27 protein-coding genes and 1 pseudogene are annotated in these 26,978 nt (G+C 70.1%); 16 read left to right on the plus strand and 12 right to left on the minus strand.

Features of this window, described 5'->3' with window-relative positions:
* Window positions 1-3 precede the first annotated feature (3 nt).
* From ACQG07_RS14645 to ACQG07_RS14655, 3 genes are all read right to left on the minus strand, one after another.
* Window positions 4-1,899, minus strand: coding sequence for an FAD-binding monooxygenase (locus ACQG07_RS14645; RefSeq protein ID WP_426738637.1), 1,896 nt, complete (start codon window positions 1,897-1,899; stop codon window positions 4-6).
* A 133-nt stretch (window positions 1,900-2,032) separates the two neighbouring features.
* On the minus strand, window positions 2,033-2,566 hold the full coding sequence (locus ACQG07_RS14650) for a hypothetical protein (protein ID WP_426738638.1): 534 nt from the start codon (window positions 2,564-2,566) through the stop codon (window positions 2,033-2,035).
* A 34-nt stretch (window positions 2,567-2,600) separates the two neighbouring features.
* Window positions 2,601-3,500 carry a pentapeptide repeat-containing protein gene (locus ACQG07_RS14655; RefSeq protein ID WP_426738639.1) on the minus strand — a complete coding sequence of 300 codons (900 nt, stop codon included), beginning with the start codon at window positions 3,498-3,500 and terminating at the stop codon, window positions 2,601-2,603.
* A gap of 235 nt (window positions 3,501-3,735) precedes the next feature.
* Between ACQG07_RS14655 and ACQG07_RS14660 the strand changes: the two genes are divergently transcribed.
* Together ACQG07_RS14660 and ACQG07_RS14665 are read left to right on the plus strand one after the other, a co-directional pair.
* Window positions 3,736-4,092, plus strand: a complete 357-nt coding sequence (locus ACQG07_RS14660) for a helix-turn-helix domain-containing protein (protein ID WP_426738640.1) — start codon at window positions 3,736-3,738, stop codon at window positions 4,090-4,092.
* Complete coding sequence (locus ACQG07_RS14665) at window positions 4,089-4,631, plus strand: hypothetical protein (RefSeq protein ID WP_426738641.1); 543 nt, start codon at window positions 4,089-4,091, stop codon at window positions 4,629-4,631. Before ACQG07_RS14660 ends, ACQG07_RS14665 begins: the two co-directional genes overlap by 4 nt.
* A 13-nt stretch (window positions 4,632-4,644) precedes the next feature.
* Here the strand turns inward: ACQG07_RS14665 and ACQG07_RS14670 are convergent, their stop codons facing one another.
* Window positions 4,645-5,457, minus strand: coding sequence for an isocitrate lyase/PEP mutase family protein (locus tag ACQG07_RS14670; RefSeq protein WP_426738642.1), 813 nt, complete (start codon window positions 5,455-5,457; stop codon window positions 4,645-4,647).
* Window positions 5,458-5,556: 99 nt separating this feature from the next.
* Here ACQG07_RS14670 and ACQG07_RS14675 point away from each other — a divergent pair, with 99 nt between their 5' ends.
* Window positions 5,557-5,973, plus strand: a complete 417-nt coding sequence (locus tag ACQG07_RS14675; protein ID WP_426738643.1) for a hypothetical protein — start codon at window positions 5,557-5,559, stop codon at window positions 5,971-5,973.
* A gap of 21 nt (window positions 5,974-5,994) precedes the next feature.
* On the opposite strand, the gene ACQG07_RS14680 is transcribed toward ACQG07_RS14675, so the two are convergent.
* The gene (locus ACQG07_RS14680) at window positions 5,995-6,840 is read right to left on the minus strand and encodes a helix-turn-helix transcriptional regulator (protein ID WP_426738644.1); all 846 of its coding nucleotides are present in this window, start codon (window positions 6,838-6,840) and stop codon (window positions 5,995-5,997) included.
* A 100-nt stretch (window positions 6,841-6,940) separates the two neighbouring features.
* Here ACQG07_RS14680 and ACQG07_RS14685 point away from each other — a divergent pair, with 100 nt between their 5' ends.
* From ACQG07_RS14685 to ACQG07_RS14695, 3 genes are all read left to right on the plus strand, one after another.
* Window positions 6,941-7,696, plus strand: coding sequence for an SDR family oxidoreductase (locus ACQG07_RS14685; protein ID WP_159876953.1), 756 nt, complete (start codon window positions 6,941-6,943; stop codon window positions 7,694-7,696).
* 189 nt (window positions 7,697-7,885) lie between these two features.
* Window positions 7,886-8,854, plus strand: a complete 969-nt coding sequence (locus ACQG07_RS14690) for an alpha/beta hydrolase (protein WP_426738645.1) — start codon at window positions 7,886-7,888, stop codon at window positions 8,852-8,854.
* A 64-nt stretch (window positions 8,855-8,918) separates the two neighbouring features.
* The gene (locus tag ACQG07_RS14695; RefSeq protein ID WP_426738646.1) at window positions 8,919-9,905 is read left to right on the plus strand and encodes a hypothetical protein; all 987 of its coding nucleotides are present in this window, start codon (window positions 8,919-8,921) and stop codon (window positions 9,903-9,905) included.
* A gap of 51 nt (window positions 9,906-9,956) precedes the next feature.
* Here ACQG07_RS14695 and ACQG07_RS14700 read toward each other — a convergent pair whose 3' ends face one another.
* Window positions 9,957-12,395 (minus strand): glycoside hydrolase family 2 TIM barrel-domain containing protein, encoded by a 2,439-nt coding sequence (locus ACQG07_RS14700; RefSeq protein WP_426738647.1) that lies wholly within the window; start codon window positions 12,393-12,395, stop codon window positions 9,957-9,959.
* Window positions 12,396-12,561: 166 nt separating this feature from the next.
* Between ACQG07_RS14700 and ACQG07_RS14705 the strand changes: the two genes are divergently transcribed.
* Window positions 12,562-13,620, plus strand: a complete 1,059-nt coding sequence (locus tag ACQG07_RS14705; protein WP_426738648.1) for a LacI family DNA-binding transcriptional regulator — start codon at window positions 12,562-12,564, stop codon at window positions 13,618-13,620.
* Between the two features lie 51 nt (window positions 13,621-13,671).
* Here the strand turns inward: ACQG07_RS14705 and ACQG07_RS14710 are convergent, their stop codons facing one another.
* Window positions 13,672-14,571, minus strand: a complete 900-nt coding sequence (locus ACQG07_RS14710) for an NAD-dependent epimerase/dehydratase family protein (protein ID WP_426738649.1) — start codon at window positions 14,569-14,571, stop codon at window positions 13,672-13,674.
* Window positions 14,572-14,636: 65 nt separating this feature from the next.
* Here ACQG07_RS14710 and ACQG07_RS14715 point away from each other — a divergent pair, with 65 nt between their 5' ends.
* Window positions 14,637-14,948, plus strand: a complete 312-nt coding sequence (locus tag ACQG07_RS14715; protein WP_064295846.1) for a metalloregulator ArsR/SmtB family transcription factor — start codon at window positions 14,637-14,639, stop codon at window positions 14,946-14,948.
* 72 nt (window positions 14,949-15,020) lie between these two features.
* Here the strand turns inward: ACQG07_RS14715 and ACQG07_RS14720 are convergent, their stop codons facing one another.
* Window positions 15,021-15,917 (minus strand): alpha/beta hydrolase fold domain-containing protein, encoded by an 897-nt coding sequence (locus tag ACQG07_RS14720; protein ID WP_426738650.1) that lies wholly within the window; start codon window positions 15,915-15,917, stop codon window positions 15,021-15,023.
* Between the two features lie 172 nt (window positions 15,918-16,089).
* Here ACQG07_RS14720 and ACQG07_RS14725 point away from each other — a divergent pair, with 172 nt between their 5' ends.
* Window positions 16,090-16,584, plus strand: a complete 495-nt coding sequence (locus tag ACQG07_RS14725; protein ID WP_079704598.1) for a GNAT family N-acetyltransferase — start codon at window positions 16,090-16,092, stop codon at window positions 16,582-16,584.
* Between the two features lie 24 nt (window positions 16,585-16,608).
* On the opposite strand, the gene ACQG07_RS14730 is transcribed toward ACQG07_RS14725, so the two are convergent.
* On the minus strand, window positions 16,609-17,502 hold the full coding sequence (locus tag ACQG07_RS14730) for a DUF808 domain-containing protein (RefSeq protein ID WP_079704599.1): 894 nt from the start codon (window positions 17,500-17,502) through the stop codon (window positions 16,609-16,611).
* Window positions 17,503-17,635: 133 nt separating this feature from the next.
* Here ACQG07_RS14730 and ACQG07_RS14735 point away from each other — a divergent pair, with 133 nt between their 5' ends.
* The 4 genes from ACQG07_RS14735 (at window position 17,636) to ACQG07_RS14750 (ending at window position 20,784) form a co-directional block, all read left to right on the plus strand.
* Entirely contained in the window at window positions 17,636-18,037 is a 402-nt protein-coding gene (locus ACQG07_RS14735; RefSeq protein WP_137242684.1) for a (R)-mandelonitrile lyase, read from the plus strand.
* 132 nt (window positions 18,038-18,169) lie between these two features.
* Window positions 18,170-19,279 (plus strand): hypothetical protein, encoded by a 1,110-nt coding sequence (locus ACQG07_RS14740; RefSeq protein WP_426738651.1) that lies wholly within the window; start codon window positions 18,170-18,172, stop codon window positions 19,277-19,279.
* Window positions 19,280-19,488: 209 nt separating this feature from the next.
* The gene (locus ACQG07_RS14745) at window positions 19,489-20,433 is read left to right on the plus strand and encodes an alpha/beta fold hydrolase (protein ID WP_426738652.1); all 945 of its coding nucleotides are present in this window, start codon (window positions 19,489-19,491) and stop codon (window positions 20,431-20,433) included.
* Between the two features lie 90 nt (window positions 20,434-20,523).
* A complete protein-coding gene (locus ACQG07_RS14750) occupies window positions 20,524-20,784 on the plus strand; it encodes a hypothetical protein (RefSeq protein ID WP_079704601.1) in 261 nt (86 codons plus the stop codon).
* Between the two features lie 40 nt (window positions 20,785-20,824).
* Here ACQG07_RS14750 and ACQG07_RS14755 read toward each other — a convergent pair whose 3' ends face one another.
* Together ACQG07_RS14755 and fdhD are read right to left on the minus strand one after the other, a co-directional pair.
* Window positions 20,825-23,116, minus strand: coding sequence for an FdhF/YdeP family oxidoreductase (locus tag ACQG07_RS14755; protein ID WP_426738653.1), 2,292 nt, complete (start codon window positions 23,114-23,116; stop codon window positions 20,825-20,827).
* Window positions 23,113-23,991, minus strand: coding sequence for a formate dehydrogenase accessory sulfurtransferase FdhD (gene fdhD / locus ACQG07_RS14760; protein ID WP_426738654.1), 879 nt, complete (start codon window positions 23,989-23,991; stop codon window positions 23,113-23,115). Before fdhD ends, ACQG07_RS14755 begins: the two co-directional genes overlap by 4 nt.
* A 93-nt stretch (window positions 23,992-24,084) precedes the next feature.
* Here fdhD and mobA point away from each other — a divergent pair, with 93 nt between their 5' ends.
* The 3 genes from mobA to ACQG07_RS14775 are packed head-to-tail and all read left to right on the plus strand — an operon-like array spanning window position 24,085 to window position 26,266.
* Window positions 24,085-24,762 carry a molybdenum cofactor guanylyltransferase gene (gene mobA, locus ACQG07_RS14765; protein ID WP_426738655.1) on the plus strand — a complete coding sequence of 226 codons (678 nt, stop codon included), beginning with the start codon at window positions 24,085-24,087 and terminating at the stop codon, window positions 24,760-24,762.
* Window positions 24,759-25,031, plus strand: coding sequence for a DUF6457 domain-containing protein (locus tag ACQG07_RS14770; protein ID WP_192004195.1), 273 nt, complete (start codon window positions 24,759-24,761; stop codon window positions 25,029-25,031). Before mobA ends, ACQG07_RS14770 begins: the two co-directional genes overlap by 4 nt.
* Window positions 25,028-26,266, plus strand: a complete 1,239-nt coding sequence (locus ACQG07_RS14775; RefSeq protein WP_426738656.1) for a molybdopterin molybdotransferase MoeA — start codon at window positions 25,028-25,030, stop codon at window positions 26,264-26,266. The genes ACQG07_RS14770 and ACQG07_RS14775 overlap by 4 nt, the downstream gene beginning before the upstream one ends.
* Before the next feature lie 170 nt (window positions 26,267-26,436).
* Here ACQG07_RS14775 and ACQG07_RS14780 read toward each other — a convergent pair.
* A pseudogene (locus tag ACQG07_RS14780) lies at window positions 26,437-26,955 on the minus strand (HAD family hydrolase); the annotation flags it as partial.
* Window positions 26,956-26,978: the final 23 nt, after the last annotated feature.

The raw sequence follows: 26,978 nt of genomic DNA on the forward strand, positions 1-26,978 counted from the left end.
CGATCAGGAGTGCGTCGTCTGCCGTCCCATCGCGCCGTCGAAGAACGCCGCGAGCTCCGCGGTGGCCGTGAACGGGAGCACGTGGGCGACGTACTGGTCCGGCCGCACGACGACGACGGCACCCGCTCGGTCGACGCCGCGCCCGGCGAAGATGTCGACGTCGGGATGGCGGGCGTAGACCTTCTCGTAGTCGATGAGGTCGAACGGGCCGACGCGCGGCAGGAACACCGGCGGAACGGTGCCGAGGTCGATGTCGGTGTGGCGCTGCTGGTAGACGATCTTCACGTCGAACCAGTCGTCGGCCCGCACGCCGTCAGGCACCGCGCGGAGCGGTGACTCCGGGTCGTCCTGCAGCCAGGCGGCGAGCTCCGCCGATCGGCCAGACGCTGGCGAAGCGGCATCCGCGAAGACGTAGATCCGCCAGCGCCCGTCGGCCGTGGCGTGGTGTCCGAGATGGATGTGGTTGGCGTCCGCGACGCGCGAGGTGAGGGCGGACTTGAACCGCTTGCCGATCGGGAAGCCACTCGCGAGGTGCTGGTGGGTCGCCTCGCCGACGATCGCCGACGGGCTGTACTCGGTCATGAAGCCGGCCGGGAACTCCGCGGTGCGCACGTAGAAGTCGGCGAGCTCGGACGGGTCGGCGAACTCCTCCGGTCGCTTCGCCATGAGCGTCGACCACTCCCGGTCGAAGTCGATGAGGTCCTGCGCGACCACCTGCCGCTCGGCCGAGTAGGTCGCGAGCAGGCTCTCCGGGCTGCGGCCCTCGAGCACATGTCCGAGCTTCCACGCGAGGTTGAACCCGTCCTGCATCGACACGTTCATTCCCTGGCCGGCCTTCGCGCTGTGGGTGTGGCAGGCGTCACCGGTGATGAAGACGCGCGGCGTGCGCGTGCCGAGTTCGTCGAGCGGGACGTCGTCGAAGCGGTCCGTCAGGCGATGGCCGACCTCGTAGACGCTGTGCCAGGCGACGTGCTTCACGTCGAGCCGATAGGGACTCAGGATGGTGTTCGCGTGGTCGATGATCTGCTCGATCGAGGTCGACCGCACGGCCTCGCTGCCGCCCGACGGCACCTCGCCGAGATCGACGTACATCCGGAAGAGGTGCCCGCCCTCGCGGGGGATGAGCAGGATACTGCCGCCGGAACCCGACTGGATGGCGCACTTCGTACGGATGTCGGGGAAGTCGGTGACGGCGAGGGCGTCCATGACGCCCCACGCGTGGTTCGCCTGATCACCGGCCAAGGTGCAGCCGATCGCCTGGCGGACGGCACTCCGGGCGCCGTCGGCCCCGATGACGTACTTCGCGCGGACGGTCCTGGTCTCGCCGGAGGACTCGTCGCTCGTGTCCAGCAGCGTGACCGCGACCGGGTACTCCGCGTCGTCGTCGATCTCGAGTCCCTGGAACGCCCACCCGTAGTCCGGCCGCATCCGGGTCGGCGCGTTCGCCATGTACTCGGCGAAATAGTCGAGCACGCGGGCCTGGTTCACGATGAGGTGCGGGTACTCGCTGACGCCGGTGGTGTCGTCGAGTGGGCGTGCGCCGCGGACGATGCGGCTCGGGTCGTCGAGGTCGGGCTTCCAGAACGCCATCTCGGTGATCCGGTACGCCTCGGCGGTGATGCGCTCGGCGAAGCCGAAGGCGTCGAAGGTCTCGACGCTGCGCGCCTGGATACCGTCCGCCTGGCCGATCGCGAGGCGTCCCGGTCGGCGCTCCACGATCCGCGTGGTGATCGTCGGGAACCGGGACAGCTGGGCGGCGGCGATCATGCCGGCCGGCCCGCTGCCGACGATGAGGACGTCCATCTCCTCCGGGAGGTCATCGGGCCGGTCGACGCCGGCGCCCGCTGCGGGCAGGACCCGCGGATCACCGGAGACATAGCCGTGGTGGTGGAACTGCATCGATTCCTCACTTCATCGTCAAGAATTCGATAATGGAACACGGTGTTCGCTTATCGCACGGCAGACACTACCCTGCACCGGCGAATGGTGGAAGACCGTTCGCCGGTGCAGGTGCAGCTCGAGTCGCGGGAGCTCAGTCCTTCGTCGCCCAGGTGCCGAGGTCCTTCACCTCGATGGCGGTCGGGAGTGCGTCCGCGTCGCCGAGGAACGCCTGGCAGGCGACCAGGGGAGCGTCGGGTGCGACTCCGGCGGTCGCGTTGCCGTCCGGCGTGCAGTCGAACTGGCCGATCACCTGGATGGGCTGGTACGTGCCCGTGCCGGTGAGCTTCCACTCGTCGGTCTTCGGGACGGGCAGAGCCGAGCGGTCCGCGTCCGCGATGTCGCCGTCGGTGAGCGTCACCGAGTAGGTGACGAAGTACGGCGTCTTGCCCTCGTCGGAGGGTGTCGACTGCAGACCCATCTCGGCGAGGTCGCTGAGCTTCCCCTCCCGGACGTCGTCGATGGCGAACGACATCTCGACGCCCGTCCCGACCTCGACGGCCACACCCGTGCCGAGTGCCCGGGCGTCGTCGGGTGCCTCCTGTGGGCTCGAGCACCCGGTCAGGGCGATCCCGGCGGTCGCTGCGACGAGGGCGGTCAGGGCGAGGGTGCGGTGCATGCGGATCATGTCATCGACGGTATCTGGGACGGCCGCCCGAGGCCTACGGGGACAACTCCCCATCTGTCGGGGAGGAAGCGCGACTCGCCGTCGTCCAGTGCCCCGGTCGGTCGAGGGTGGTCGGCAAGAGCGCCGCCTCGTCACCTCGTGCCGCGTTGAGCTGCATCTGGGTGAGGAACAGGGCGGCCGAGAGGTCGGCCCCGTCGAGTCGTGTATCGCGGAGATCGGCTCCGAGCAGGTCGACGCCCGCCAGGTCCGCCCCCCGCAGGTCCGCGCCGATCAGGATCGCCCCGCGTAGATCGGCTCCGCACAGCCGACGAGCGCGCAGGTCGCGGCCGGCGAGGTCCGCCGAGGGGTGGAGGTCGTCGCCTGGCTCGGTGTCGGCGCCGGCCAGGTACCCGCCCCGCGCCTCCTCGCTGACGTCGATCAGCAGGTGCCGGACGTCGGCGCGGAGGGACTCGACGTCGCAGGCGAGGATCTCGGAGGTGCCGCCGTCGAGGATCCGCTGGATCCCAATACGGAGGCGGCTGATGTGCATCACCAGGTCTGACGCGGCCGTCCGCTCGGCGGCTTCGACGAGGTACCAACTCATCTCCTGCAGCTGGCGCACGACGGAGAACGTGGCGAACATCTCGGGGCTCGTGTCGGGGCGGTCGCGCCAGCTCGTACCGCTGAAGAGCTCCTGCGACACGAGCTGGCCAGCGCCGAAGCAGTCGAAGACGGTGCACCCGCGGAACCCTCTCGGACGCAGGGATTCGTGGATGGTGCAGGAGAAGTCGTCCGCCAGATTGAGGCAGGGCGTGCCTGCCGGTTTGTCGATCGGGAAGTCGGTTGATCGTTGGAACCCGAACGCGGTGCAGCAGAGCGCGAAGCAGTCAGCGCAGTTCGCGCGAAGAGCCGAGCGGTCGTCGGAGGGGGTCGAGGAAGCGTCGATGGACGTCATGCGTGGGTGTTCTTTCCGGAGTGGTTTCGAGTGGGGGCCGGGGTGCAGGGGAACTCCGCAGGGAGCTCCCGTTCCGGGCGCACGAAATCACCGCCCCTCGTGGGAGGAGCGAACGGGTGTCGCTGAAAGGCCTCTGGGTCACAGAGCGAAAGAACGGTTCACTGCACTCAGGGTATCGGAGGGTGCCGAATCGGCACGCTCGATCGGATTGCAAGCAGAACCCAAGGGTTCTAAGGTGAACAGCGATTTCGTGAATGGCAGACGGGTGATGACGATGAGTGAGCAGCCAGTGGGTTGGGGGAGTGCGCGTGCGAAGTTGGGTCGCGACCCGGAGCGAGTCGCCGCCGCTCGCCATGCCGCTGAGGCAGAAGTGCTCGCTTATCAACTGGTCACGCTGCGGAAGGAAGCTGATCTGACGCAGACGGAGCTCAGTAAGACGATGGGCGTATCGCAGCGTCGCGTGTCGGCCATCGAACACGGGCAGCTTGAGTCGTTCGAACTCGACACCATCAGGAAGTACGTCGCCGCGTTGGGTGGTCAGGTCCGGGTTGTCGCCGACTTCGGGGATCGCAGTGTCACCCTTGCGAGTTGACCTTCTCGCAGGCCTGTGATCGCATCGAGCAGATGAGTATGCGTCCATTGGTGCTCTCGGGTGGTCCTGCGGTCGGGAAGTCGACCTGCGGCAGGCGCCTCGCCGGAGAGCGTGAACGAGCGGCGTTCATCGATGCCGACGACGTTCGGCAGTTGATCGTGGCCGGTGATGCGACGCTCTGGAGCGGTCCGGAGGGGCAAGCACAGCACCTGCTCGCGGTCCGGAACGCCGCGGCGCTCGCTTGCAATCTCGGTGACGCCGGCTTCGACGTGGTCATCGCGGATGTCGTGCCGGGTGACGCGCTCGCGGCCTACCGTGCGGAACTCCCCGACTGCCTCGTGGTCCATCTCACGCTCCCGGTGGATGAGGCGCGAGAGCGTGCAGCGACGCGCCCCGCGTATCTGACGGACGCCGAGTTCGATCTGCTGCACGACCTGCTCGCATCGCCGCCGGAGGTCGACGTCGTCCTGGACGTCTCCGGCTTCACGATCGACCGACAGCTCGAGGCGATCCGCGACGTGTGGTCGTCGTACCGCTGACCCCGTCGGGGGTTCAGTCCCGGATGAGCTGGTTCAGTGCGGCCCAGCCGAGCGTGGGCGGTGATGCGGGAGCTGCATCGGGCGTCTCGAGCATCGCCGTCGCCCACTGCTGCGCGAGGCTGTAAGCGGCTTCCGCGATCGACGAGCCAGCGCTGATGCGACTCGCGCCGGCTCTCGCGAGCTCGCTGATCGTCAGCGTTCCCGGACCGAAGGCGACGTTGAGTGGCAGGGTCGTCGCATCGGCGAGCCGTTCGATCGTGTCGGCTCGGAGGGCACCGAGCACGAAGATCCCGCTCGCGCCGGCCCGTGCATACGCAGCGGCACGCGTCACCGTCTCGTCGAACCAACGGTCGTCTCCGATGTCGCCGAGTCGATGCGTGTCGATCCGGGCGTTGATGAAGAGGGGAATCCCGGCCTGGTCAGCGGCAGACCGTGCTGCCTCGATCCGTCGTTCCTGTTCCGCGATCGGGCGGAGCGAGTCCTCGAGGTTCACGCCGGAGGCGCCCGCGTCGATACAGGAGGCGATCGTGCGGGCGACCTCGTCCGGTGTCTCTCCGTAGCCGCCCTCGATGTCCGCGGTGACCGGGACGGACACCGACGATGCGATCCGTCGCACGGTGTCGAGGGCGACGTCGCGGGTCAGCTCGTTCCCGTCGCGGTGCCCGAGCGACCAGGCGACCCCGGCACTCGTCGTCGCGATCGCGCGGACGCCGGACGCCAGGACGGCGTGGGCGGAGGCGACGTCCCAGACGTTCGGCAGGATCAGCGGGTTTCCGGGGACATGCATCGCCTGCAGGGCGAGCGCGCGTTCGAGCGGCGTGGTCATCAGGCAAGTCCAGCACATCTTCCTTGCCGAGCGCGGCACGCCTGCCCGTATGGTTGACCCGTCCGCAGGTGCGCGGTCGTCGTCCCCTAGGAGGTAGCCGTGCGTGTCTTCGGTGTCTTTGCCCTCGTACTCGCCGCCCTCGGCCTCGTGGTCGCCTCGCTGGTCGTGATCGGCAACCCGGATCTGGCCGCACCCGGTCCGCAACTCCTGCCGTACCAGGCGTACGACTCCTGGCGCTTCACCCTCGGCCTCCTCCTGTGGGGTGCGGGTGTCTGGCTCGCGGTCGGCATCCTCGCGGTGTCGCGTCAGCCGGGGCTCGCATGGCTCGTGCTGCTCGCGTTCATCCCGCTACTCGTGGTCGACCTGATCGGCGGCGGGCTGATGCCGAGCTTCGTCCTGGCGCTCCTCGCGGTCGTCGTCCTCGGCCTGGTCGTCCCGGTGATCGTCGGGGTCGTCGGCATCGCGATCGGCGGGGCTGTCCGGCGTCGGAAGCTGCGGACAGCACCGACGGCCTGAACCGTTCGGCCGGCGCTTCCGCTACCGCGCACCCTCGAAGGTCTGCGTCCCGAGCACTGCGAGGAGCTTGAGCTTGCTTGCGGCCTCGGTGTGCGGCGCGGCCGTGAGGACGAGGAGTGCCTGCGACTGGTCCTCGGTGAACAGGGCCTGGCAGTCCAGCTCGATGGGGCCGATCTCGGGGTGGATGAGCACCTTGTGGTCCTCGAAGCGCCGCCCGACCTCGTGCGTCGCCCACAGCCGCCGGAACTCCTCACTGTGCCCGGTGAGGGCCTCGACGATGTCGCCCGCCGGCGACTGCGCCCCCAACGAGCCGTAGGCCGCACGCAGCGACGCGACCTGCGCTCGACTCTGCCGGTCCCGGTCCTCGGCGGGGTATCGCTCGCGTTCCTCCGGGTGCAGGAACCAGCGGTAGATCGCGCTGCGTTCCAGGCCCCGGTACCGGTTCGCATCGCCGAACAGCGCCCGGGCCGGGTCGTTCTGGACGAGCGTCTCGCCGAGCGCCGACAGGATGAGCGCGGGTGCGTCGGTGAGCCGGTCGAGGACGCGCAGAAGCGCCGGCGCGACGTAGTCGGTCGCTGCGAGGCGGGTCGGCGCGTTGTGTCCGGCGATCCGATACAGGTAGTCGCGTTCCTCTGCACTCAATCGGAGAGCCCGCGCGAGCGAACCCAGCATCTGCGTGCTCGGCTGCGGACCCCGCTGCTGCTCGAGCCGCGCGTAGTAGTCGGTCGACATCGCTGCGAGCTGTGCGACCTCCTCGCGTCGGAGCCCGGCCGTCCGTCGCCGAGGTCCGCTGCTCAGACCGACGTCCGCGGGCTGCAACGCCGATCGGTGTCGGAGGAGGAAGTCGGCGAGCGCTGGGCGATTCATCACGCCAGTATCCGCCTCCGCGGCCACGCGATCCAGGGATCGCGGATCCATGGATCGCTGCACCCTGGTGCGGCCGTCGTCACCGACGGAGACTCGATGCATGCAGATCACCGGAAACACCGTCTTCATCCCCGGCGCGACGAGCGGCATCGGCCTCGCTCTCGCACGACGCCTCCACGCAGCCGGAAACACCGTCATCATCGGCGGGCGACGCACCGAACTCCTCGAGTCGATCGCCGCCGACGAGCCCGGCCTCCACACCGTGCGGATCGACACAGCCGATCCTGCGAGCATCGAAGCCGCGGCGAAGCAGGTCATCGCGGAGCACCCGGAGATGAACGTGCTCATCACGATGGCCGGCGTCATGCGCGGCGAGGACTGGACTGGTTCCGACTTCGTCGCGACCGCCGAGGAGATCATCACGACGAACGTCCTCGGGCCCATCCGGCTCATCGGCGCGTTCATCGAGCAGCTCCGCAGCCGACCGGACGCGACGATCATGACCGTCTCCTCGGGCCTCGCTTTCACCCCGCTGCGGGTGACGCCGACCTACAACGCGAGCAAGGCGGCCATCCACATGCTGAGCGAGTCGATCCGCCTCCAGCTGGCGGACACGGGCGTCCGTGTCGTCGAGCTCGTCCCGCCGGCCGTCCGCACCTCGCTCATGCCCGGCCAGGAGGAGAGCGACTTCGCGATGCCACTCGACGCGTTCGCCGACGAGGTCATGGGCCTCATCGAGTCGCAGCCCGACGCCACGGAGATCCAGGTCGAGAACGTCAAGTTCCTGCGCTACGCCGAGGTCCGCGGCGAGTACGACCAGACCGTCGCGATGCTCAACCGCCTCGACCCGCACTAGGCGCGTTCGTTCGCCCGGATCTGCACGAAATCAGGCTGAGATCGTGCAGATTCGGGCGACTCAGCGCGTGCGGAGCCCGCCAGATGGCGGTGCGATGCAGGGAAGACGGGCACGTTCGGCGGGTGAGTCGCGCCGTCGCGAGCAGCAGACTGGGGACACCGTCATCCGCTGTGGACATTGGAGTTCATCATGACCGCGACCGCGAACCACCCGCCCTTCGATCCCGAGCTCGCCGCGGTCCTCTCCGCCATCGGTGATCTGATGCCCTCGACCCTCACCGCCGACATGATCCCGATGCTGCGCCAGGCGTCGCCGGTCTCGCTCCCCGTGGACGAGATGCTCGCCGAAGCCGGGGTCGAGCGCCGCGATCTGACCATCGCCGGGTACGAGGGTGCCGAGATCTCCGTCTCCGTGCTCGCGCGAGCCGGCAGGGTCGGCACCGGCCCCGGAGTGTTCCACACCCACGGCGGCGGGATGATCATGGGCGACCGCTTCGTGGGGCTCGCCCAGTTCCTGCCGTGGATCGTCGAACTCGACGCCACGGTCGTCACCGTCGAGTACCGACTCGCACCGGAGTTCCCCGACCCGTACCCGGTGGAGGACTGCTACGCCGCACTCGTCTGGACGGCGGAGCACGCGCAGGAACTCGGCATCGATCCGGCTCGGTTCATCATCGCGGGAGCGAGCGCCGGTGGAGGGCTCGCCGCTGGTGTCGCGCTCCTGGCCCGCGATCGGAGCGGTCCGGAGCTCGCCGGCCAGGTCCTCATCTACCCGATGCTCGACGATCGCGACGCCACCGTCTCGACCACGCAGATCGACGGGGTCGGCGTCTGGGACCGGGGCAGCAACATCACCGGCTGGACCGCACTGCTCGGCGACCGTGTCGGAGGCGACGACGTCTCCATCTATGCCGCCCCGGCACGCGCAACCGATCTGACCGGCCTGCCACCCGCCTTCATCGACTGCGGCAGTGCGGAGGTCTTCCGTGACGAGGACGTCGCCTACGCGACGTCGCTCTGGCAGGCCGGCGTCCAAGCCGAGCTCCACGTGTGGCCGGGTGGGTTCCACGGATTCGACATGCTCGCGCCGCACGCCGAACTCGCCCGGGCCATGACCGCCGCCCGGAACGCCTGGGTCGCTCGCCTGCTCGCGCCCTGAGGTCATCGCCTGTGACGACCCGGTTCCCTATGCTGGGTCGTCACAGGCACATCGGAGTGACGCCATGCAGGAACTCGTCGGCCGCCTCACCGCCTTGGATCCCGAGGCGAGTGAAGGTCTGAAGGTCATCGCCTACTTCGACGCGCTCGTCGCGGGCGGGGTGAACACCGAAGCGCTCACCCGCGGAGCAGCCGTTCTGGCCGGGGTGCCAGCAGGAGCGCGTACCCCGGAGGCTGCCGTCCGCGTCGATCCTGCCGGCCACCGGCTGCCCGTCGAATCCGCGGACTGGCCGACGCGCACGGTCGCCGGTGACGGGTCCGTCTGGTTGGAACGCGTCGGAGTCACCCACGCCAACGACGCGATCGTGCTCGAACGGTTCGCGCTCGCCGTGGCCCTGCTGCGGTCGCGGCGTCACCCGCAGGCGGACTCGTCGGTGCAGGTCCTGCTCGATGCCGACCGTTCCGAGTCGGAACGATCGCAGGCCGCCGAACGACTGTCCCTCTCCGGCTCCGCCCTGCGGGTGATCGCGACGTCACCGTCGGTGCACCCGCAGGGCGGTCCGTCGGCCCTCACGGTCGGCACCGGTGGCGTGCTGCGGGCGACGATCATCAGCGGTCCCGACTCGGTGCCGGGACCGTCTACTGTCGACGGCGTCGCCGGAATCGGACGCCCGGGCGTCGCGACCCAGCTGGTGCGATCGTGGGCGGACGCGCAGTTGGCCATCAGCATGACGGACGCCTCCCACCGGGTCGTCGACATCGCGGACCTCGGTATCCTCGCTGACGCGGTCCGGGAGTTGGCCGCCACCGCCGCTGGGGTGCCGGACGTCTCGGCGCTCGCCGCACTCGACGATCGTGCCGTGCGGGTGCTCGACGCGCTGGTGCGAGGCGACAGTGTGCGGTCAGCAGCGCAGGAGCTCGGCATGCACCACTCGACGTTGCAGGGCAAGCACGAGCACTTCACCCGGATCCTGGGATACGACCCTCGTGAGCCGGTCGGCCGGGCGCGCTACGAACTCGCCTCGCTGCTGCTCAGATCCATGGGGCGTTGAGTCGCCCGGTTCTGCACGGAATCCGGCGATATCCGTGCAGATTCGGGCGACTCAGCGAGCCGCTGCCTCCAGATCCAAGACGACGTCGTCGAGGCCGGCGCCGCTCACCGTCACCGTGATGGCGCCGGGCCCGCTCGGCCGGACGATCGCCAGTGCCCGTCCGTCGAAGGTGGTGCGCGTGGTCGCGTCGAAGCGCTCGGTCGTCTTCGGGGTACCGGTTCCGAAGCCCGCGAGCCGACCCGCGCCCGCGACGCTGACCGAGACCTCGCGGTCGGCGCCGGTGACCAGGACGCCGTCCGCGTCACGCAGCTCGATCGCGATGAAGGCGAGATCGGTCTCGTCGGCGCGGAGCGTGGTCCGGTCGGCGGTCGCCACGAGCCTGGTCGGGCCGGTGGCGGAGACGAGCGCGGTGCGGCCGACCTCCGCGCCCGAGCGGAACGCGACCGCCTCGAGCGTGCCCGGCCGGTAGACGATCTCGAACTCGGCGAGCTTCGGCCGGCGTCCACCCACCGGCCCGCGCGCCACCTCGACACCGTCGAGCAGCAGGGCCACCTCGTCGGCGTCGGCGGCCACCTCGACCGTCACCGGCGCGCCCTCGAAGCCGGGCCACGTCCACGAGTCGACCGAGTCGCTCCATGCCCACGGCGACTGCATCGTGATCGTGTGCCCGTGGTGTTCCGGTCGGAGCACCGCGATGGCCGGCTCGGACCGCAGGCCGAAGACGATCTCCCGGTAGTATGACACCGGCCGCCGCCAGCCGGTGATGTCGAAGTCGCCGCACCACGCGGTGAGGTACGGGAACTCGCGCTCGAGTGCGCTGTTCGCCTCGGGGTCCTCGGCGTAGGAGGTCGCACCGATGCCGACCTCGCCGAGGTAGTCCCAGCCGGTCCAGGTGAAGTCGCCGATCACGTTCGGGTTCGCCTCGACGAGCGGCCAGAGGTCGCCGATCTGGGTCGGGAAGGTCTCCGAGCCGACGATCACGCGGTGCGGGAACCGCTCGGCATCGCTCGCGTAGCGGCCGTCCGCGTAGTTGAGACCGAGGACGTCGAGGGCTGCACTGGACTCCTCGGTGCGCGTCGTGACGGCGTCGGAGGATCCGATGAGGCTCATCATGTTCGCGCCCGCTTCGCCCATCAGCTCGTTCAACCCCTGGTCCGACGCCATGATGCCGTCCAGATCGTCGAGCACGGCCAGGGTCGCGTTCACGCCGTTCGTCACGAGTCGTGTCGGATCCAACGCCCGCACGTGCTCGGCGAGTTCCCGCGCCTGGATCGCGCCGTGCGGGGTTCCGACCTCGACGATCTCGTTGCCGATCGAGTACATGATCACGCTCGGATGGTTCATGTCCTTCGCCACCATCGACTCCAGATCGGCCCGCCACCACTGCGCGAAGTCGAGGGAGTAGTCGTGGTCCGTCTTGCCCCGGCCCCACATGTCGAAGGCCTCGTCCATGACGAGCATGCCGATGCGGTCGCAGGCGTCGAGCATGGCGGGCGACGCCGGATTGTGGGCCGCGCGGATCGCGTTGAAGCCGGCGTCCTTGAGGAGCTGGATACGCCGTTCCTCGGCGCGCGCGATCGACGCTGCACCGAGCGGACCGTTGTCACTGTGGACACAGGCGCCGCGCAGGAGCACCGGCTCGCCGTTGATGCGGAGACCCTTCCGAGGGTCGACGGTGACCGTGCGGATGCCGTGGACCGTGTGGACGACGGCCGCCTCGTCGGCGGGTCGGTCGTCGACCTCGAGCGAGGTCCTCGCCGAGTACAGTGCCGGCGAGTCGACGCTCCACAGGGCTGCGTCCGGCACGTACAGGCGCTGGCGGATGAGCGCGCTACCGCCTGGCGCGACGGTGACCGGCGTGCGCTCGCCCTCGACCACCCTCCCGTCTGGGCCGGCGAGTTCCGTCGCGAGGACGCGCGCACTCCTGGTGAGACCCCGGTTGACGATGGTCGTCGCCACTTCGAGCACCGCCTGGTCGTCCTCGATCCGGATCGTCGTGATGCGGACGCCGTCGGGTTCGACGTGCGTGGGTTCGTCGACGTGCAGGAGGACCGGGCGGTGCAGCCCGGCTCCGGCGTACCAGCGGGAGTCCTGCCCTGCGCGGGTCTCGATGCGCAGCGTGTTCGTCTCGCCGAAATGGAGGAACGGGGTGAGCTCGACGAAGAAGCGCGCGAAGCCGTCGGCACGATTGCCGGCGAACTCGTCGTTGAGGTACACCATCGCGTGACGGAACGCGCCCTGGATCTCGAGCCGGACGATGCGACCGGACCACTCGGCGGGGACCTCGAAGGTCTTCACCTGGCTGAACGCGCCGGCGGGGAAGTAGGCGGCCCCGCCCTTCGCGACTGCGTCCGGCGAGCGCTCGGTATCGCGCAGGGCGTCGTGCGGGAGGGTCACGGCCAGCGAGTCGTCGGCACCGCCCTGGACGGCGGCGAACGGGCCTCGGGGTGCCCGGACGATCCAGTCGCCGGTGAACGGGATGGTGGTCATGACGTGCTCCAGTGCAGATCGGGATGACGAAAGTCTTTCGGCGTCGTGCGCCCTGACCCCGAAGGTAGGCTGAGCGGCCAGGCGTCGTCAACGCGTCGGTTCGAAACTGTTTCGCTAGGCTGGGAGCGACGGACGGCTGCCCGCTGCGGGACGAGGGAGGGGCTCCATGGCACGCACACCCATGACGGGTCCGACGCTGGCGTCGATCGCAGAGCGCGCCGGTGTCTCGATCGCGACCGTCTCAAAGGTGATCAACGGTCGTTCGGGCATGTCCGAGGCGACCCGTGCCCGGGTCGAGACGGCCGTGCGCGAACTCGGGTACCGCCCGACGCCCCGGTCGATGCCCGGTGCTCCGCGAACCATCCACGTCGTGTTCGACACCCTGCACAGCGTCTACTCCCTCCGTGTCCTCGACGGCATGGTCGCCGCGGCACAGCGGTCGGACGTCGATCTCGTGACGCGGGTGCTGTCGCCCGGTTCCGGCTTCGGGTCCACGGATGCGACCGGAGACGAGGTGGCGCTCGACCGCAGCTTCGTCGACGGCGTCGCGGCGCGAGGTGCAATCGGCATGATCGTCGTCACGACCCCCATCGCCGCCGACGTCGTCGACGCGTGCCTCGACGCGGGCATCGCGCTCGTCGCGGTCGACTCACCGGATCCGCTGGACCGCTCGGTGGCGAGCATCGGCTCGAGCCATGCGGCCGGTGGTCAGCAGGCGGTCGAGCACCTCGTCGGCCTCGGGCATCGGCGGATCGCCTTCGTGGGCGGACATCCGGCGAATCCCGGCCTTCATGCGCGGGCGATCGGCTATCGAGAGGCGCTTTTGTCGGCCGGTGTCACGCTCGACCCAGGGCTCGTCTCGGAGGAGGGGATGGGCACCGCGGCGCGGGCGGTCGAGCGCATGCTCGCACTCGACGACCCGCCGACCGCCGTGTTCGCGACCAACGACGCCGACGCCTTCGCCGTCATCCGCACGGTCGTCCAGGCCGGTCTCCGCGTGCCGGAGGACGTGAGCGTGGTCGGCTACGACGACACGTACTCGGCGATGCTGACCGTTCCGCTCCTGACGACCGTCCACACCTCGATGCACGACATCGGCCGGGCGGCGGTCGACACCGTCCTCCGCCTGCATGCCGGCGAGCGGCCGTTCTCCCATCACCTCGAGCTCGCGACGACGCTCATCGCGCGGGAGTCGACGGGGCCGGTCCCGCCCTCGACGCCCTGAGTTGCCCGAATCTGTGCGTTTCAGCCCGAATTTCGAGCAGGTTCGGGCGACTCAGCGGGACGAGCGTGGCAGGCGGAGGTCGGCCAGCGTGAAGCGGCCGACGGGGAGCGCGGCACGGATCCGGGACTCGTCGAAGCGGCGTGAGGGACGGAGGTCCGCGGGGAGTTCCGGTGCCACTGGGGCCGCCTCGCTCACTCCTTCCGCCAGCATCTGCGCCTGCGCCTTCGCCACCAACGGCGTCTTCATGAGGCGTTCCGTCGCGCGCGCGAGCAGGCGGATCGTCCACACGGGGACCGGGACGTACAGCGGGCGGCGTCCGGCCACGTGCGCGATCCGGCGCACGGCCGCACCCAGCTCGAGTTCCTCGGCGCCCATGACCGCGACGGTCGGGTCCGACACCCGGCCCTCGAGTGCTGCGACGAGGACGTCGACGGCGTCCGCGACCGGCACCGGACGCACGCGGCGCTCGCGGTAGCCGACGGTCGCGAACACCGGGAAGGTGCGGACGGCCTTGGTGACGTGATCGACCATGTGGTCGCCGGCGCCGTAGATCATGCCGAACTTGAGGACGGTGTGCGCGATGCCCGACCCCAGCACGATCTCCTCGGCCGCCCACTTCGTCTCGTGGTACCCGGAGCCGCAGTCGGGGCGCGCGCGGAGGAAGCTCACCAGCACGATGCGACCGACGCCGGCGCGGCGGGCCGAGTCCACGACCGCCCGGGTGCCGTCGACGTGCACGCGCTGGAAGGTCTGCTCGCCGAGCTCCCGGTTGATCCCGGCGCAGTGCGCGACCGCGTCGCAGTCGGCGAACGCGGCGGTCAACGCCTCGACGTCGTCGATCTCCACGCCGGTGCGTCGGGAGACGACGACGATCTCGTGCCCGTCGTGCTGCAGTCGCTCGGCCAGGTGTCGTCCGACGAACCCGGTCCCACCGGTGATGGCCACTCGCATGCTGTCTCCTTCGCTTGTTAGCAATATAGCGAAACTGTATATCGCAATTGTGCTAGATTGCAAACATGGCAGATACAGCGTCGGACATCTTCGCCGCGCTCGCTCATCCGACGCGGCGGCAGATCCTGCAGGACCTCAAGGACGGCGAGCTCGCCGCGGGGGAGATCGCCGCACGCTTCGACGCCACCGGTCCGACCATCTCCCGGCACCTGAGCGTCCTGCGCCAGGCGGGCCTCGTCTCCGAGCGCCGCGATGCGAACCGCATCCTCTACTCACTCGTCGGTGAGCGCCTCGCGCTGTCGGTGGGCGACTTCCTGTCCACCGTCTGTCCGGAGCAGATGGTCCTGCGTGAGGTCCGCAAGCGCCGGACCGCGTAGCTCGATCTCGAGCGGCCCTGAGTCGCCCGGTAGTGTTCGATTCGGCCGCGATCTCGAGCCGTTTCGGGCGACTCAGCGCAGCCCGCGCGTGACGCTGCGGACGATCGTCTGCGTGGCGGCCTCTCCGGCGCGGGTCGGCAGTAGTGCCCAGACGTGGAACTGTCCGGAACCCTCGTGGTAGTCGACCGTGACGCCGGCCGCTTCGGCTCGTTCGACGAGCAACTCTGCGTCGGGGTTGAGGACGTCGCGGGTCCCGCTCAAGAGCGTGAGTGGTCCGAGCCCGGCGAAGTCGCCGAAGAGGGGGCTCACGGTCGGATCGGTGATGTCCAGATCGCCGCGCCAGTGCTCCGCGAACACGCGCCCACCGGGCGTCGCCAGCCAGGGGTCGCTCGGCTGCACGAGGGGGATCCGCGGGTTGCTCCAGGTGAGGTCGAGCGCCGGTGACAGCAGGGTGGTCATCGGCAGGACGACGCCCTCGTCCCGGAGTCGGAGCGCAGCCGACAGGGCGATCTGACCGCCGGCCGAGTCGCCCGCGAGGACGGTCGGCCCGTGCCGCTCGATGCTGCGCCGGACCAGCTCGACGACGCCGTTCTGCGCCATGGCCGCGGTGCCGTAGGGCACGAGCGGGTAGATCGGGAGTGTGACCACGGCGCCGGTCTCCGCGGCGATGGTGGCCGCCAGCGTCCAGTGCTGCGGTGCGATCTCGCCGACCCAGCCGCCGCCGTGCGCGTACACGACCCCGCCGATCGCCGGTCGTCGCGTGGGGGACACGGTGTACACCGGCCACTCTCCGAAACGTTCGACGTCGACCCGGACGTCGCTGCGGAGGGTGCCGGGCGGACCGTAGGACGCCGGCCGGAGGGTGCGTTCCCGGATCCGGCGGCGCGCGCCGGCCTCACTCACGAAGGCGCGGTTCGCGCGGATCAGTCGGAGCGCTGGGCCGACGACGACGCCTGGGATGGTGAGCACGGTGCCTCCGCGGTTGACGGGTTCCTGGGGCTCGCCACGGTAGCAGCGCAGGCTGGGCAGGAGTCCCCGTCATGCTGGAGGTGAAGCGCTCCGACGGGTCTTCGTCGTGGGACACTGGCAGACGGCGTCGACGTGCCGATCGCGCCGCAGCAGCCCGTCCCGAAGGAACCGCATGCCCGAGCTGAACCCCGTCGTCATCGAGCGAGTCGCCTGGGACGACGAGCGGGCCGTGCGGCTCCGCGCCGCGATGGACGAGGAGATGGACGCACGGTACGCGTCGGCCTGGGAGGACTGGGACCCCGAGGCCGCCGAGCGAGCGCTGACCGCGTTCACCGTCGATCCTGCCGACATCAGTGCGACCTTCCTGGCCCTCATCGACGGCGAGCCGGTCGGTCACGCCGCCCTGCGCCGACTACACGGCGAATGGGAGCTCAAGCGCGTCGTCACCCTCCCGGCTCACCGCGGGCGGGGCGTCTCGAAGCGTCTGATCACCGCCGTCGAGGACACCGCCCGTGCCGAGGGGGCGTCCCGCCTCATCCTGCAGACCGGCGACCGCCAGCCCGAGGCCGTGCGGCTCTATGAGTGGCTCGGCTACGAGCCCATCCCGATCTACTCGCCGTACGAGGTCATCCCGATGTCGCTCTGCTACGCCCGCCCGCTCCGCTGACGCTCGGCAGCGCGGCTGCCTCCGCTAGTGAGTAGCTTTCGCGGGCTGGTTCCGTGACCGCAGGCGCGAGATCCCGGTCACGATCGCGACGACGATCAGACCGAGGACGAGTCCGAACACGGCGGACATCGCGGTGTCGGCGATCCAGACGACGACCGGTCCGGCGGCCTCGATCGCGTGGGTGACGACGTGCAGGAGGTCGTACGGTCCGTGCCAGAACGTCTCGGCCAGGTTCGCGATCACGAGGTGGCCGCCGACCCAGAGCATCGCGACCGTGCCGACAATGCTGATGACGCGGAAGACCGCGGGCATCGACGCGACGATCCGTGCGCCGGTGCGGCGGACGCCGCGTGACGGGTTCTTCATGAGCCGGAGTCCGATGTCGTCGATCTTCACGAGCAGGGCGACCGCGCCGTAGACGACCGCGGTCATGACGAGGCCGATGACCAGGAGGGCGCCCAGTGTCATCCAGATGCCGAGCCCCGAGTCGAGGCTGGCGAGGGAGATGAGCATGATCTCCGTGCTGAGGATGAGGTCGGTGCGGACCGCCCCGGAGACGAGCTTCTTCTCGTCGCGGACGTCCTCCTCCGCCTCCGCGTGGTGCATGCCGAACCACTCCATGACCTTCTCCGCACCCTCGAAGCAGAGGTAGGTGCCTCCGATGATGAGGAGGAACGGCAGCACCCAGGGGGCGAACGCCGTGAGCAGCAGGGCGATCGGGATGATGATGACGAACTTGTTGATGAGGCTGCCGCGGGCGATCCGCCACACGACCGGCAGTTCCCGTGCGGGGGTGAGCCCCTGCACGTACTGCGGGGTGACGGCCGCATCGTCGATGACGACGCCGGCGGTCTTCGCACTCGCCTTGAGGGCTGCGCTGAGGATGTCATCGACAACGGCGAGCAGGCCGACCGACATGTGCTTCTCCTTGGCTCGGGGATCACGCCGCCGCAGGCTCGGCAGGGACGGAGTCCACAGTACTGTCGTGATCGCCGAAGGGTGTACTGCTGGACACTCCCTCGCCGACGTGCACGGCCGTAGCGTCGTCCGTATGCAGATCCAACCGAAACCCGCGACGATCAAGAACCCCGCCGAGCAGTTCACCGGCGACGTCTACCTCGACCTGCTGGCCGCGCCGCAGCAGGACGGCCAGCACATGATGGTCGCGAAGGTGCGGTTCCTCCCCGGCGCCCGCACCGCATGGCACTCCCATGCCAACGGGCAGACCCTCCACGTCACCGAGGGAGTCGCCCTCATGGGCACGCGCGACGGTGCCGTTCTCGTCGTCCAGCCGGGCCAGACGGTCTACACCCCGCCCGGCGAGGAACACTGGCACGGGGCCACGCCGGACGACTACATGGAGCACCTCGCGATGTTCGAGCAGGCGGACGACCCGGCCACGAGCACCACCTGGCTCGAGCACGTCGCCGAAGCCGACTACCACCGCCCCTGACCGACTGCCCGCCCGCGACCCCGCTTCTCCGCTGTGGAGAAGCGGGAGTCCTCCCCAGAGGTAGGGAGGCCTCCCTTCCATGCGGATGCCACCCCGGTACTGTTGGCACTCACGACAGATTGGGGATTTCGAATGGTCGAGACCACACCGCGCCGCTCACGGTCGGCAGTGCTCGCGCTGACCTTGACGATCGGAACGCTCGTCGCGGCGGCGATCATCGGCGGATACTTCATCATCGTCGGCGATCAGGCCGACATCGCCGGGCGGGTCTGGCTCACGCTGCTGCTGCTCGCGGCCTTCGTCGGTGCCGTGTCGCTCGACGCCGCAGCCGGCCACGGACCCAACAAGTGGTACCTCGCGGTGTCGACGTTGGTGAACATCTTCCTCGTCACCGTCGGCCTCCTGAAGCTGTGGAACGGGTGGCTCCAGCCGCCGAACACCTCCGACGGGTTTGTCTGGTCCACGCAGATCATGCTGTTCCTCGGCATCCTCATCATCGTGCGTCTGGCGCTCATCATCATCCAGGTGTACTTCCTCCACTTCGTCACCCGCGCCACGTCCACCGTGGTCAGGGCCACCGGCATCGTGACGATCGCGCTCATCATCGCCACGGTCCTCGTGCTCGTGCTGCCGATGGCCTTCCCCGAGGGCACCTGGGCGGACTGGTGGTGGCGCATCGCCGCGGCCACGACGCTCGCTGCGGCGATCTCCGCCGTGATCCCCGTGATCGTGCGGGCGTTCTCCCCGAAGCCGGAGGGCGAGCGGGTGACCTACGGGCAGCAGCCGTACCGTCCGGAGGTGTACCAGCAGGCCGCACCCGGCTACCCGGCGCAGGGTTACCCGGGTCAGCAGGGTTACCAGGGCCAGCAGGGCTACCCGGGACAGCAGCCGCAGCAGCCGTACCAGGGGCAGCAGCAGCCGTATGGCGGCCAGCCGAACCCCGGCCAGTACGGGCAGGGGCACCCCGGGCAGGGCTACCAGGGGCAGCCTGCCCCGCAGCAGTTCGCCCCGCAGCAGCCGGGCCAGCAGTGGCCCACGCCGTCCTGGCAGGGGTCCGCGCCCGGGCAGCCTGCTCCGGCACAGCCCGCGCCGCAGCAGTGGGGGCCTCCGCAGCCGCAGGTTCCGTCGTCGCCGGTTCCGCCTGCGTCTCCGCAGCAGGACCAGCAGCGTCCGCAGGAGTCACGCCCTCCGCAGGAGCCGAAGCAGCCGACGGAGCCGCAGAGCCCGCCGCCCGCCGAGTAGGCGAACCGACCACGAGCCGGCTGGAAGCCCACCGCTTCCAGTCGGCTCCGTCGTCGGTCGCACTCGAAGCCTCGCTCCGCTTGCGCACAACTGCGTAGCCGCGTCGGGCATGTCTTCGCCCAGCGGCGGATGTGGCGATGCGCTCGCTCCGTGAGTATGGAATCGGCGCGGTGCGACCGCCCGCCGCCGACTCCTCACGATGGGTGACGATGCGCAAGCTCCTGAAGGTTCCACTGATCTCGATCGCCACGATCGCCGGCCTCGTCGCAGCGGGCCTCGCGACGACGAGCATCGTGAACGCCGTCGCGAGTTCGTCGGAAGCGGGCGAACTGCAGCCCTACGGGCAGTTGGTCGACGTCGACGGCAAGGACATGAACGTCGTCATCAGTGGTTCCGGCGCTGAGACGATCGTCCTGCTACCCGGGCAGGGCACCGCGGCACCCGGCCTCGACTTCGAGCCGCTCGTCGACGAGCTCAGCGACCAGTACCGCGTGGTGGTCGTCGAGCCGTTCGGCTACGGCCTCAGCGATCAGACGGACGTGCCCCGGACCTCGGCCAACATCGCCGGTGAGGTGCACGCCGCCCTGCAGCACCTCGGCATCGACCGCTACGTCCTCGCCGGACACTCGATCGCCGGCATCTACGCCCTCGAGTATCTCGAGCGGTTCCGCGCCGAGGTGACAGCGTTCATCGGGATCGACACGAGCGTCCCGACCCAGCCCGGAAGCGACGACCCGACGCCGACTGACGGCGTCGACACGCTGAAGGCGCTCGGCATCCTCCGCCTCCTCACCGCCATCGCGCCCGACCCGTACGAGGGCCTCCCGTACGACGCCGCCACGAAGCGCCAACTCGCGATCCTGACGAACCGAAATGCGATGTCGCCGACGCTGCTCGACGAGATCGCCCACACGCCCGGCAACTTCCAGGCGGCCCGGTCACAGTCGTTCCCGGCCGACCTGCCGATCCTCATGTTCGTCGTCGGCGACGACCCGGAACTCTCCGACTGGGTGCCCCTCCACGAGGAGCAGCTCGCCGGAGTCGACCGGGGTGAGCTCGTCCGACTCGACGGCGGCCACTACCTGCACCACACCGAGGCGACGGTGATGGGCGAGGACATCAAGCGGTTCCTCGCCGACACGCCGGGAGACTGAATCCCCGGCCGATCCGGGCTGGCGTGTCGTCGGATGTCGGGTTAGGCTCACTCTCTATCGAACGTATGTTCGAACGACGGGAGGCCACGCATGTTGATCACGAGCACCGAGATCGCGGTCTGGACGACGCCGGCAGGCGTGCCGGAGCGACTGTTCTGGGATGGAGCCCGGTACCTCGTCACCGACACCCCGACCCCGCTCGAGCCGAACGTCTCGTTCGTCACCCATCCGCCCGCGGCGACCCCCGCCTGGCGGTTCCAGGCGACCGCTGCAGACGGCCGGTCCTTCGTCTTCGACATCCGACTCGACACCGCGCGCGGACGCTGGCAGCTCCTCCGAGCGTACGAATGAACCGCTCAGACCGTCGCCCGGGTCGACGTCGCTCCGGCTGTCAGGCGGCCGGCTGCAACCGCACGACGATCGCCTTCGAGACCGGGGTGTTGCTGCGGTCGGCCGTCGAGTCGAGCGGGACGAGGACGTTCGCCTCGGGGAAGTACGCCGCGGCGCATCCACGGGCGGTCGGGTAGGAGACGACGCGGAAGCCGCGGAGCTCCCGATCCGGCTGCCCGGCCCACTCGCTGAAGACGTCCACCGTCTGCCCGTCCTCCAAGCCGAGGTCGCGGAGGTCGTCCGGGTTGACGAAGACGACGTTCCGGCCCTTCTTGATGCCGCGGTACCGGTCGTTCAGGCTGTAGATCGTCGTGTTGAACTGGTCGTGCGAGCGCAGGGTCTGCAGGAGCAGCCGCCCGGGCGGGCAGTGGATCGGTTCGAGCTCGTTGACCGTCAGCAGGGCGCGACCCTCGGGGTTCGTGAACGTGCGGGAGTCCCGCGGTCCGTTCGGCAGGACGAAGCCGTCCTCGCGGCGGATCTGCTCGTTGTACCCCTCGCAGCCCGGCACGACCCGTCCGATGTGTTCGCGGATCGTGTCGTAGTCGTCCTCGAACGCCTGCCAGGCGATGCCCGAGTCCTCACCGAGCGTCGCTCGCGCGAGGCGCGTGATGATGGCGACCTCGGAGAGCAGACCGGGCGCTGCCGGCGGGATGCGTCCGTGCGAGGCGTGGACCGCGCACACCGAGTCCTCGACGCTGACCATCTGCGGTCCGCTCGCCTGCAGGTCGATCTCGGTGCGCCCGAGGGTCGGCAGGATGATCGCCGCCTCGCCGGTGACCGCGTGCGACCGGTTGAGCTTCGTGGAGATCTGCACGGACAGCTGCGTTCCGCGGATCGCGGCCTCGGCGGCGGCGGTGTCGGAGATCGCCGCGACGAAGTTGCCGCCGAGCGAGATCCAGGTGCGGACCTCGCCCCGCCGCATCGCTCGGATCGCGTTCACCGCGTCGACCCCGTGCTCCCGCGGCATCGGGACCGCGAACTCGCGCTCCATGGCGGCGAGGAAGGACTCGGGCATCTGCTCCCAGATACCCATCGTCCGGTCGCCCTGCACGTTGCTGTGCCCGCGGATCGGCGATGCCCCGGCGCCAGGCTTGCCGATGTTCCCGCGGAGGAGGAGCAGGTTGATGATCTCCTTGATCCCGTTGACCGCCGCCTTGTGCTGGGTCAGACCCATCGCCCAGGTGACGATCGTCGCGTTCGACGCGATGTAGCGCTCGGCGAGTTCGTCGATCTGCTCGCTCGTGAGGCCGGTCGCCTCGAGCACGGCCGCCTCGTCGAGGTCGGCCAGGTGGGCCGTGAGCTCCTCGAGTCCGAGGCAGTGCTCGGCGAGGAACGCGTGGTCGAGGATCGTCCCCGGAGCTGCCGCCTCGGCCTCCAGGACCCGCTTCGAGACCGCCTGCAGCAGCGCCATGTCGCCGCCGAGCCGGATCTGCAGGAACTGGTCGGAGATGACCGTGCCGCGCCCGACCATGCCGCGGACCGTCTGCGGGTTCTTGTACCGCTCGAGCGCCGCCTCGGGGAGCGGGTTCACCGAGACGATCGTCGCGCCCGCCTGCTTCGCGTCCTCGAGCGCCGTCAGCATGCGCGGATGGTTCGTGCCCGGGTTCTGGCCCATGACGATGATGAGGTCGGCCTGCTCGAAGTCCTCGTACCGGATGGTCGACTTCCCGACGCCGATGACCTCGCCGAGCGCCGTGCCGGTGGACTCGTGGCACATGTTCGAACAGTCGGGGAGGTTGTTGGTCCCGAAGGCGCGGACGAAGAGCTGGTAGACGAAGGCCGCCTCGTTCGACGCGCGGCCGCTCGTGTAGAAGACGGCTTCGTCGGGGGACTCCTGACCGCGCAGCTGCTCGCCGACGATGGCGAACGCCTCGTCCCAGCTCACCGGCCGGTAGTGGTCCGAACCGGCCGGCTTGTAGACGGGCTCCGACAGCCGACCCTGCATGCCGAGCCAGTACTCCGACTTGTCGGCGAGATCGGTGAGCGAGTGTTCGGCCCAGAAGCCGCTCGGGATGACGACCGGCGTCGCCTCCCAGATGACGGCCTTCGCGCCGTTCTCGCAGAACTCGAGCTTCTTGCGGTCGTCCGGGTCGGGCCAGGCGCAGCTCATGCAGTCGAAGCCGCCGCGCTGGTTGATCGAGGTGAAGAGCTCCGCGGTCCGCTTCGGACCGAGCTGCCGGAGGGCGGGCTCCATGGAGTGCAGGATGCCGGGCAGGCCGACGGCGACGTGCTTCGGGTGGGTGACCTCGATGTCGGCGTCCGTGACGTCCTCGACGGGCGGTTCGGCGCTCATGCGTTCGCTCCGGTCTGGAGTGCTGCTGGTGCCGAGCCTTCGGCCGGGTCGGCGAGCCGGTGCGTTCCGCTGTAGACGACCATCGAGTCGCCACGGAGGAAGCCGACGAGCGTCATCCCGAGTTCGGTGGCCAGTTCGGCGGCGAGCGAGGACGGAGCGGAGACGGCGGCGAGCATCGGGATGCCGGCCATCGAGGCCTTCTGCGTGAGCTCGAAACTCGCGCGCCCCGACACCATCAGGACCATGGAGCGGAGCGGGAGCAACCCCTCCTTCGCCGCCCATCCGACGACCTTGTCGACGGCGTTGTGTCGGCCGACGTCCTCGCGGAGCACGAGCATCTCGCCGGTGCGGGCGTCGAACAGGCCGGCCGCGTGCAGACCGCCGGTGCGTTCGAAGACCGCCTGCTGTGCCCGGAGGCGGTCGGGGAAGGTCACGAGGAGCGTCGGGTCGAGGAGGAAGTCGTCGTCTGCGACCGTGTACCGCGAGCTCGTCCGGACGGCGTCGATGCTCGCCTTGCCGCAGAGGCCGCACGAGCTGGTGGTGAAGAAGTTCCGTTCCAGGCTCGGATCGGGGGCGGGGACGCCGGGGGACAGGGCGACGTCGAGCACGTTGTACGTGTTGACGCCCTCGTCCGTCGCGCCGGCGCAGTACCGCGCGGTCCGGACGTCGTCACCCCGACCGATGACGCCCTCCGAGACGAGGAAGCCGATCGCGAGGTCGACGTCGTGGCCGGGCGTCCGCATCGTGATGGCGAGCGAACGACCACCGACGCGGATCTCGAGCGGCTCCTCGACGGCGAGGACGTCCTCGCGGGTGCGTGCGGGCTGTCCCACCGTGATGCGGGTGACGCGTCTGCGCGCCGTGATGCGAGTCATGGCTCATGGCTATCACCACCATCGGACGAGGGCAAGGTGCCTCACCGGATCCGCAGCCGCCTCGGGGGCTGGATCGCGGCTTAGGCTGGTGCCATGTCCGTCGACGCGATCATCCTCGCGGGAGGGCGGTCCTCCCGTCTCGGCGGCGTCGCGAAGGCGTCGTTGTTCCGCGACGGCCGGACGCTCCTCCAGCTCGCGATCGATGCTGCGCGGGCGGCCGGCGGCCGTGTCGTCGTGGTCGGCCCCGAGGTCGAGACGACTGATCCAGTCCGCTTCGTCCGCGAGCGCCCCGTCTTCGGTGGCCCTGCCGCGGCCATCGCCGCAGGCTTGGACGCCCTGCGTGATGACGTCGCGGCCGAGGGTCCCGCGCAGGTCGCCGTCCTCGCCTGCGACATGCCGGATGCCGCATCGGCGCTCGCCGCGGTGCTCGACGCCGCCACAGCCGCGACCGGGACCGAGACCGAGGGCTGGGTCGCTGTGGACGACTCCGGTCGTGAGCAGCCGCTGCTCGCCGTCTACGACCGGGAGGCCCTGGAACGCCGGGTCGCCGCACTCCGGGCGTCGCAGCCGAGCGGTGACCTCGCGGGTGTCTCCGTCCGCCAGCTGCTCGCCGGACTCGTCCTCCGACAGGTGCCCATTCCCGACGGCAGCTCGGCCGACGTCGACACCTGGGCCGACGCCGCCGGACTCGGGGTCGTCTCCGCCGTCGAGTCGCCGACGCCGACCGCGTCCACTACACCGACCGCCGACCCTGAGGAGCGTCTCCGATGACCGATGACCTGCATGCCGTCCTCGCCGACTGGACCGACCGGGTGTCCGCCGAGCTGGAGCTCGGCGACGTCGCGGTCGACATCGACGCCGTCCTCGGACTCGCGGGCACGGCCGCGCACGCCGTACGGCGTCCGGCCGCCCCGCTCACCACCTACCTCGTCGGCATCGCCGTCGGGAAGGCGCTCGCGATCGGGGCGGATCCGGTCGCCGCCGCCGAGGCTGCGACCGCGGCCGTCGAGCGGTTGGTCGCCTCGGACTCGACCGCATGACGAGGTCCTCCTGGTCGGACGCCCGCACCATCGCGCATGCGGCGGGTGCCGCGCAGCGGTCCGACGTCGTCGACACCCTGGCGCTCACCGAGGCCCTCGGACACGTCCTCGCGGCGCCGCTCGTCTCGCCCATCGCGATCCCGCACTACGCCTCCTCGGCGATGGACGGCTGGGCGGTGGCCGGGAGCGGCCCGTGGACGCTGCTGACCGGCGGCGACGCCGAGCGCGCACGGTCGGTCGGACTCGGCGACGGTGTCGCGGTCGACGTCCTGACCGGAGGACTGATCCCGGCGGGCGCCGAGGCCGTGCTCCAGCTCGAGCACGGCGTGGTCGAGCAGAGCGCGGGATCAGCTCGCCTCCACCTCGCGCCGTCCGCACCGAGCGGGGAGCCGCGCCCGGGGCGGCACATCCGGCCCGCCGGAACCGAGTCACCCGCGGGGTCGACCGTCCTCGACGCCGGCACGCGTCTCGGTCCCGTGCACCTCGCGGTCGCCGCCGGCGCCGGCTTCGACCGGGTGCCCGTCATGCCGCTGCCGCGGGTCCGCCTGGTCCTCACGGGCGACGAGGTCGTCACGAGCGGCGTGCCCGCGCCCGGGTTCGTGCGCGACAGCTTCGGTCCATCGCTCCCGGGAGTGATCGCCTCGCTCGGTGGCCTCGTCACGTCCAGCGTCCGTGTCGGCGATGACGCGTCCACCACGGCCGACGCCCTCGGGCTGACGAGCGCGGTCGGCGCTCCTACCCGCCACCAGCGGGATCTCGTCGTGACCACGGGTGGTACCGGCGACTCCCGAGCCGATCACGTCCGAGCGCTGCTCCGCGACGCCGGAGCGGACTTCCTCGTGGACGGCGTCGACGTCCGCCCGGGTGGCCCTGCGCTGCTCGCGCGGCTGCCGGACGGCCGCCTGTTCGTCGGGCTGCCCGGCAACCCGCTCGCCGCACTGCTCAGCGTCCTCACGCTCGCGCACCCGGTGCTCGCGGGCTTCCAGGGACTCGAGCTCCCGGCCCTGCGACCGGCGGTGCTCGCCTCGCCCGTCGACGGGGCTCGCTCAGGGACGGTGCTGCGCCCCTACCGCTCGATGCACGATGCGGACTCGCCGACGCCGCATGCGGAGCCGACGCCCTGGCACGGGGCAGCCATGCTCCGCGGGCTCGCCGACGCCGATGGCGTGCTCGTGTGCCCGGGCTCCGGCACGGCCGCGGGCGGCCTGGTACCGAGTCTCGACCTGCCCTGGTGATCGGGCCTCGGGTCAGCGGCCCGGACGGCTGCCGCCGTCATCAGCCGCAGCAGTTCCTCGCCGGCGAGGATGCCGCGCCGCTCGGTGACCGTCAGCGTGTCGATCGTGAAGCCCTCGTCGTCGAGCTCGCCGTGCGCCGGCCGGAACGCGAGGTCGGCGGTCTCCAGCATCGACTGGTCGAGGAGCGAGTCACCGGCCGCGAGGACGAGTGGTCCGTCGAGGCGGCGGGCGACCTCGCTGACGGCGTCGTGCTTCGTGAGCGTCCGCGGCACGCAGTAGAGCTTGCGTCCCTGCAGGGACACCGTCCATCCGAGCCGTTCGCACTCCTGCTCGACCTGTTCGAGCCAGCCCGCCGGGATCGCGTCGCGCTCGACGATCGAGTAGAAGAACAGCGCGTCCGCGACGTTCGTCTTGAGGATCCAGGTCGGCGACGCCAGTTCCTCGAAGCGCGCGAGCGCCTCGTCGAGCGGAGCGGTGTGGTCGGTGAGGTGCGCTCGCACGCTACCGCGCCAGTCGGCGTCCGGGACGCCGTCGACGAGGATCTCGCCGCCGTTGCTCGTGATCGCGTAATCGGGTGCACCACCCGGCAGCTGCACCCGCTGATACTGCGCCACGGTCCGCGTCGTGACGGGCATGAAGACGGCCTGTGAGCGCAGCTCGATCAGCAGGCGCTCCGACTCGCGCGTCATGAACGAGATCGGCACGCCGTTCC

Origin of the sequence: Plantibacter sp. 2H11-2, from assembly GCF_050031945.1 — a bacterium.
Taxonomy (GTDB): domain Bacteria; phylum Actinomycetota; class Actinomycetes; order Actinomycetales; family Microbacteriaceae; genus Plantibacter; species Plantibacter auratus.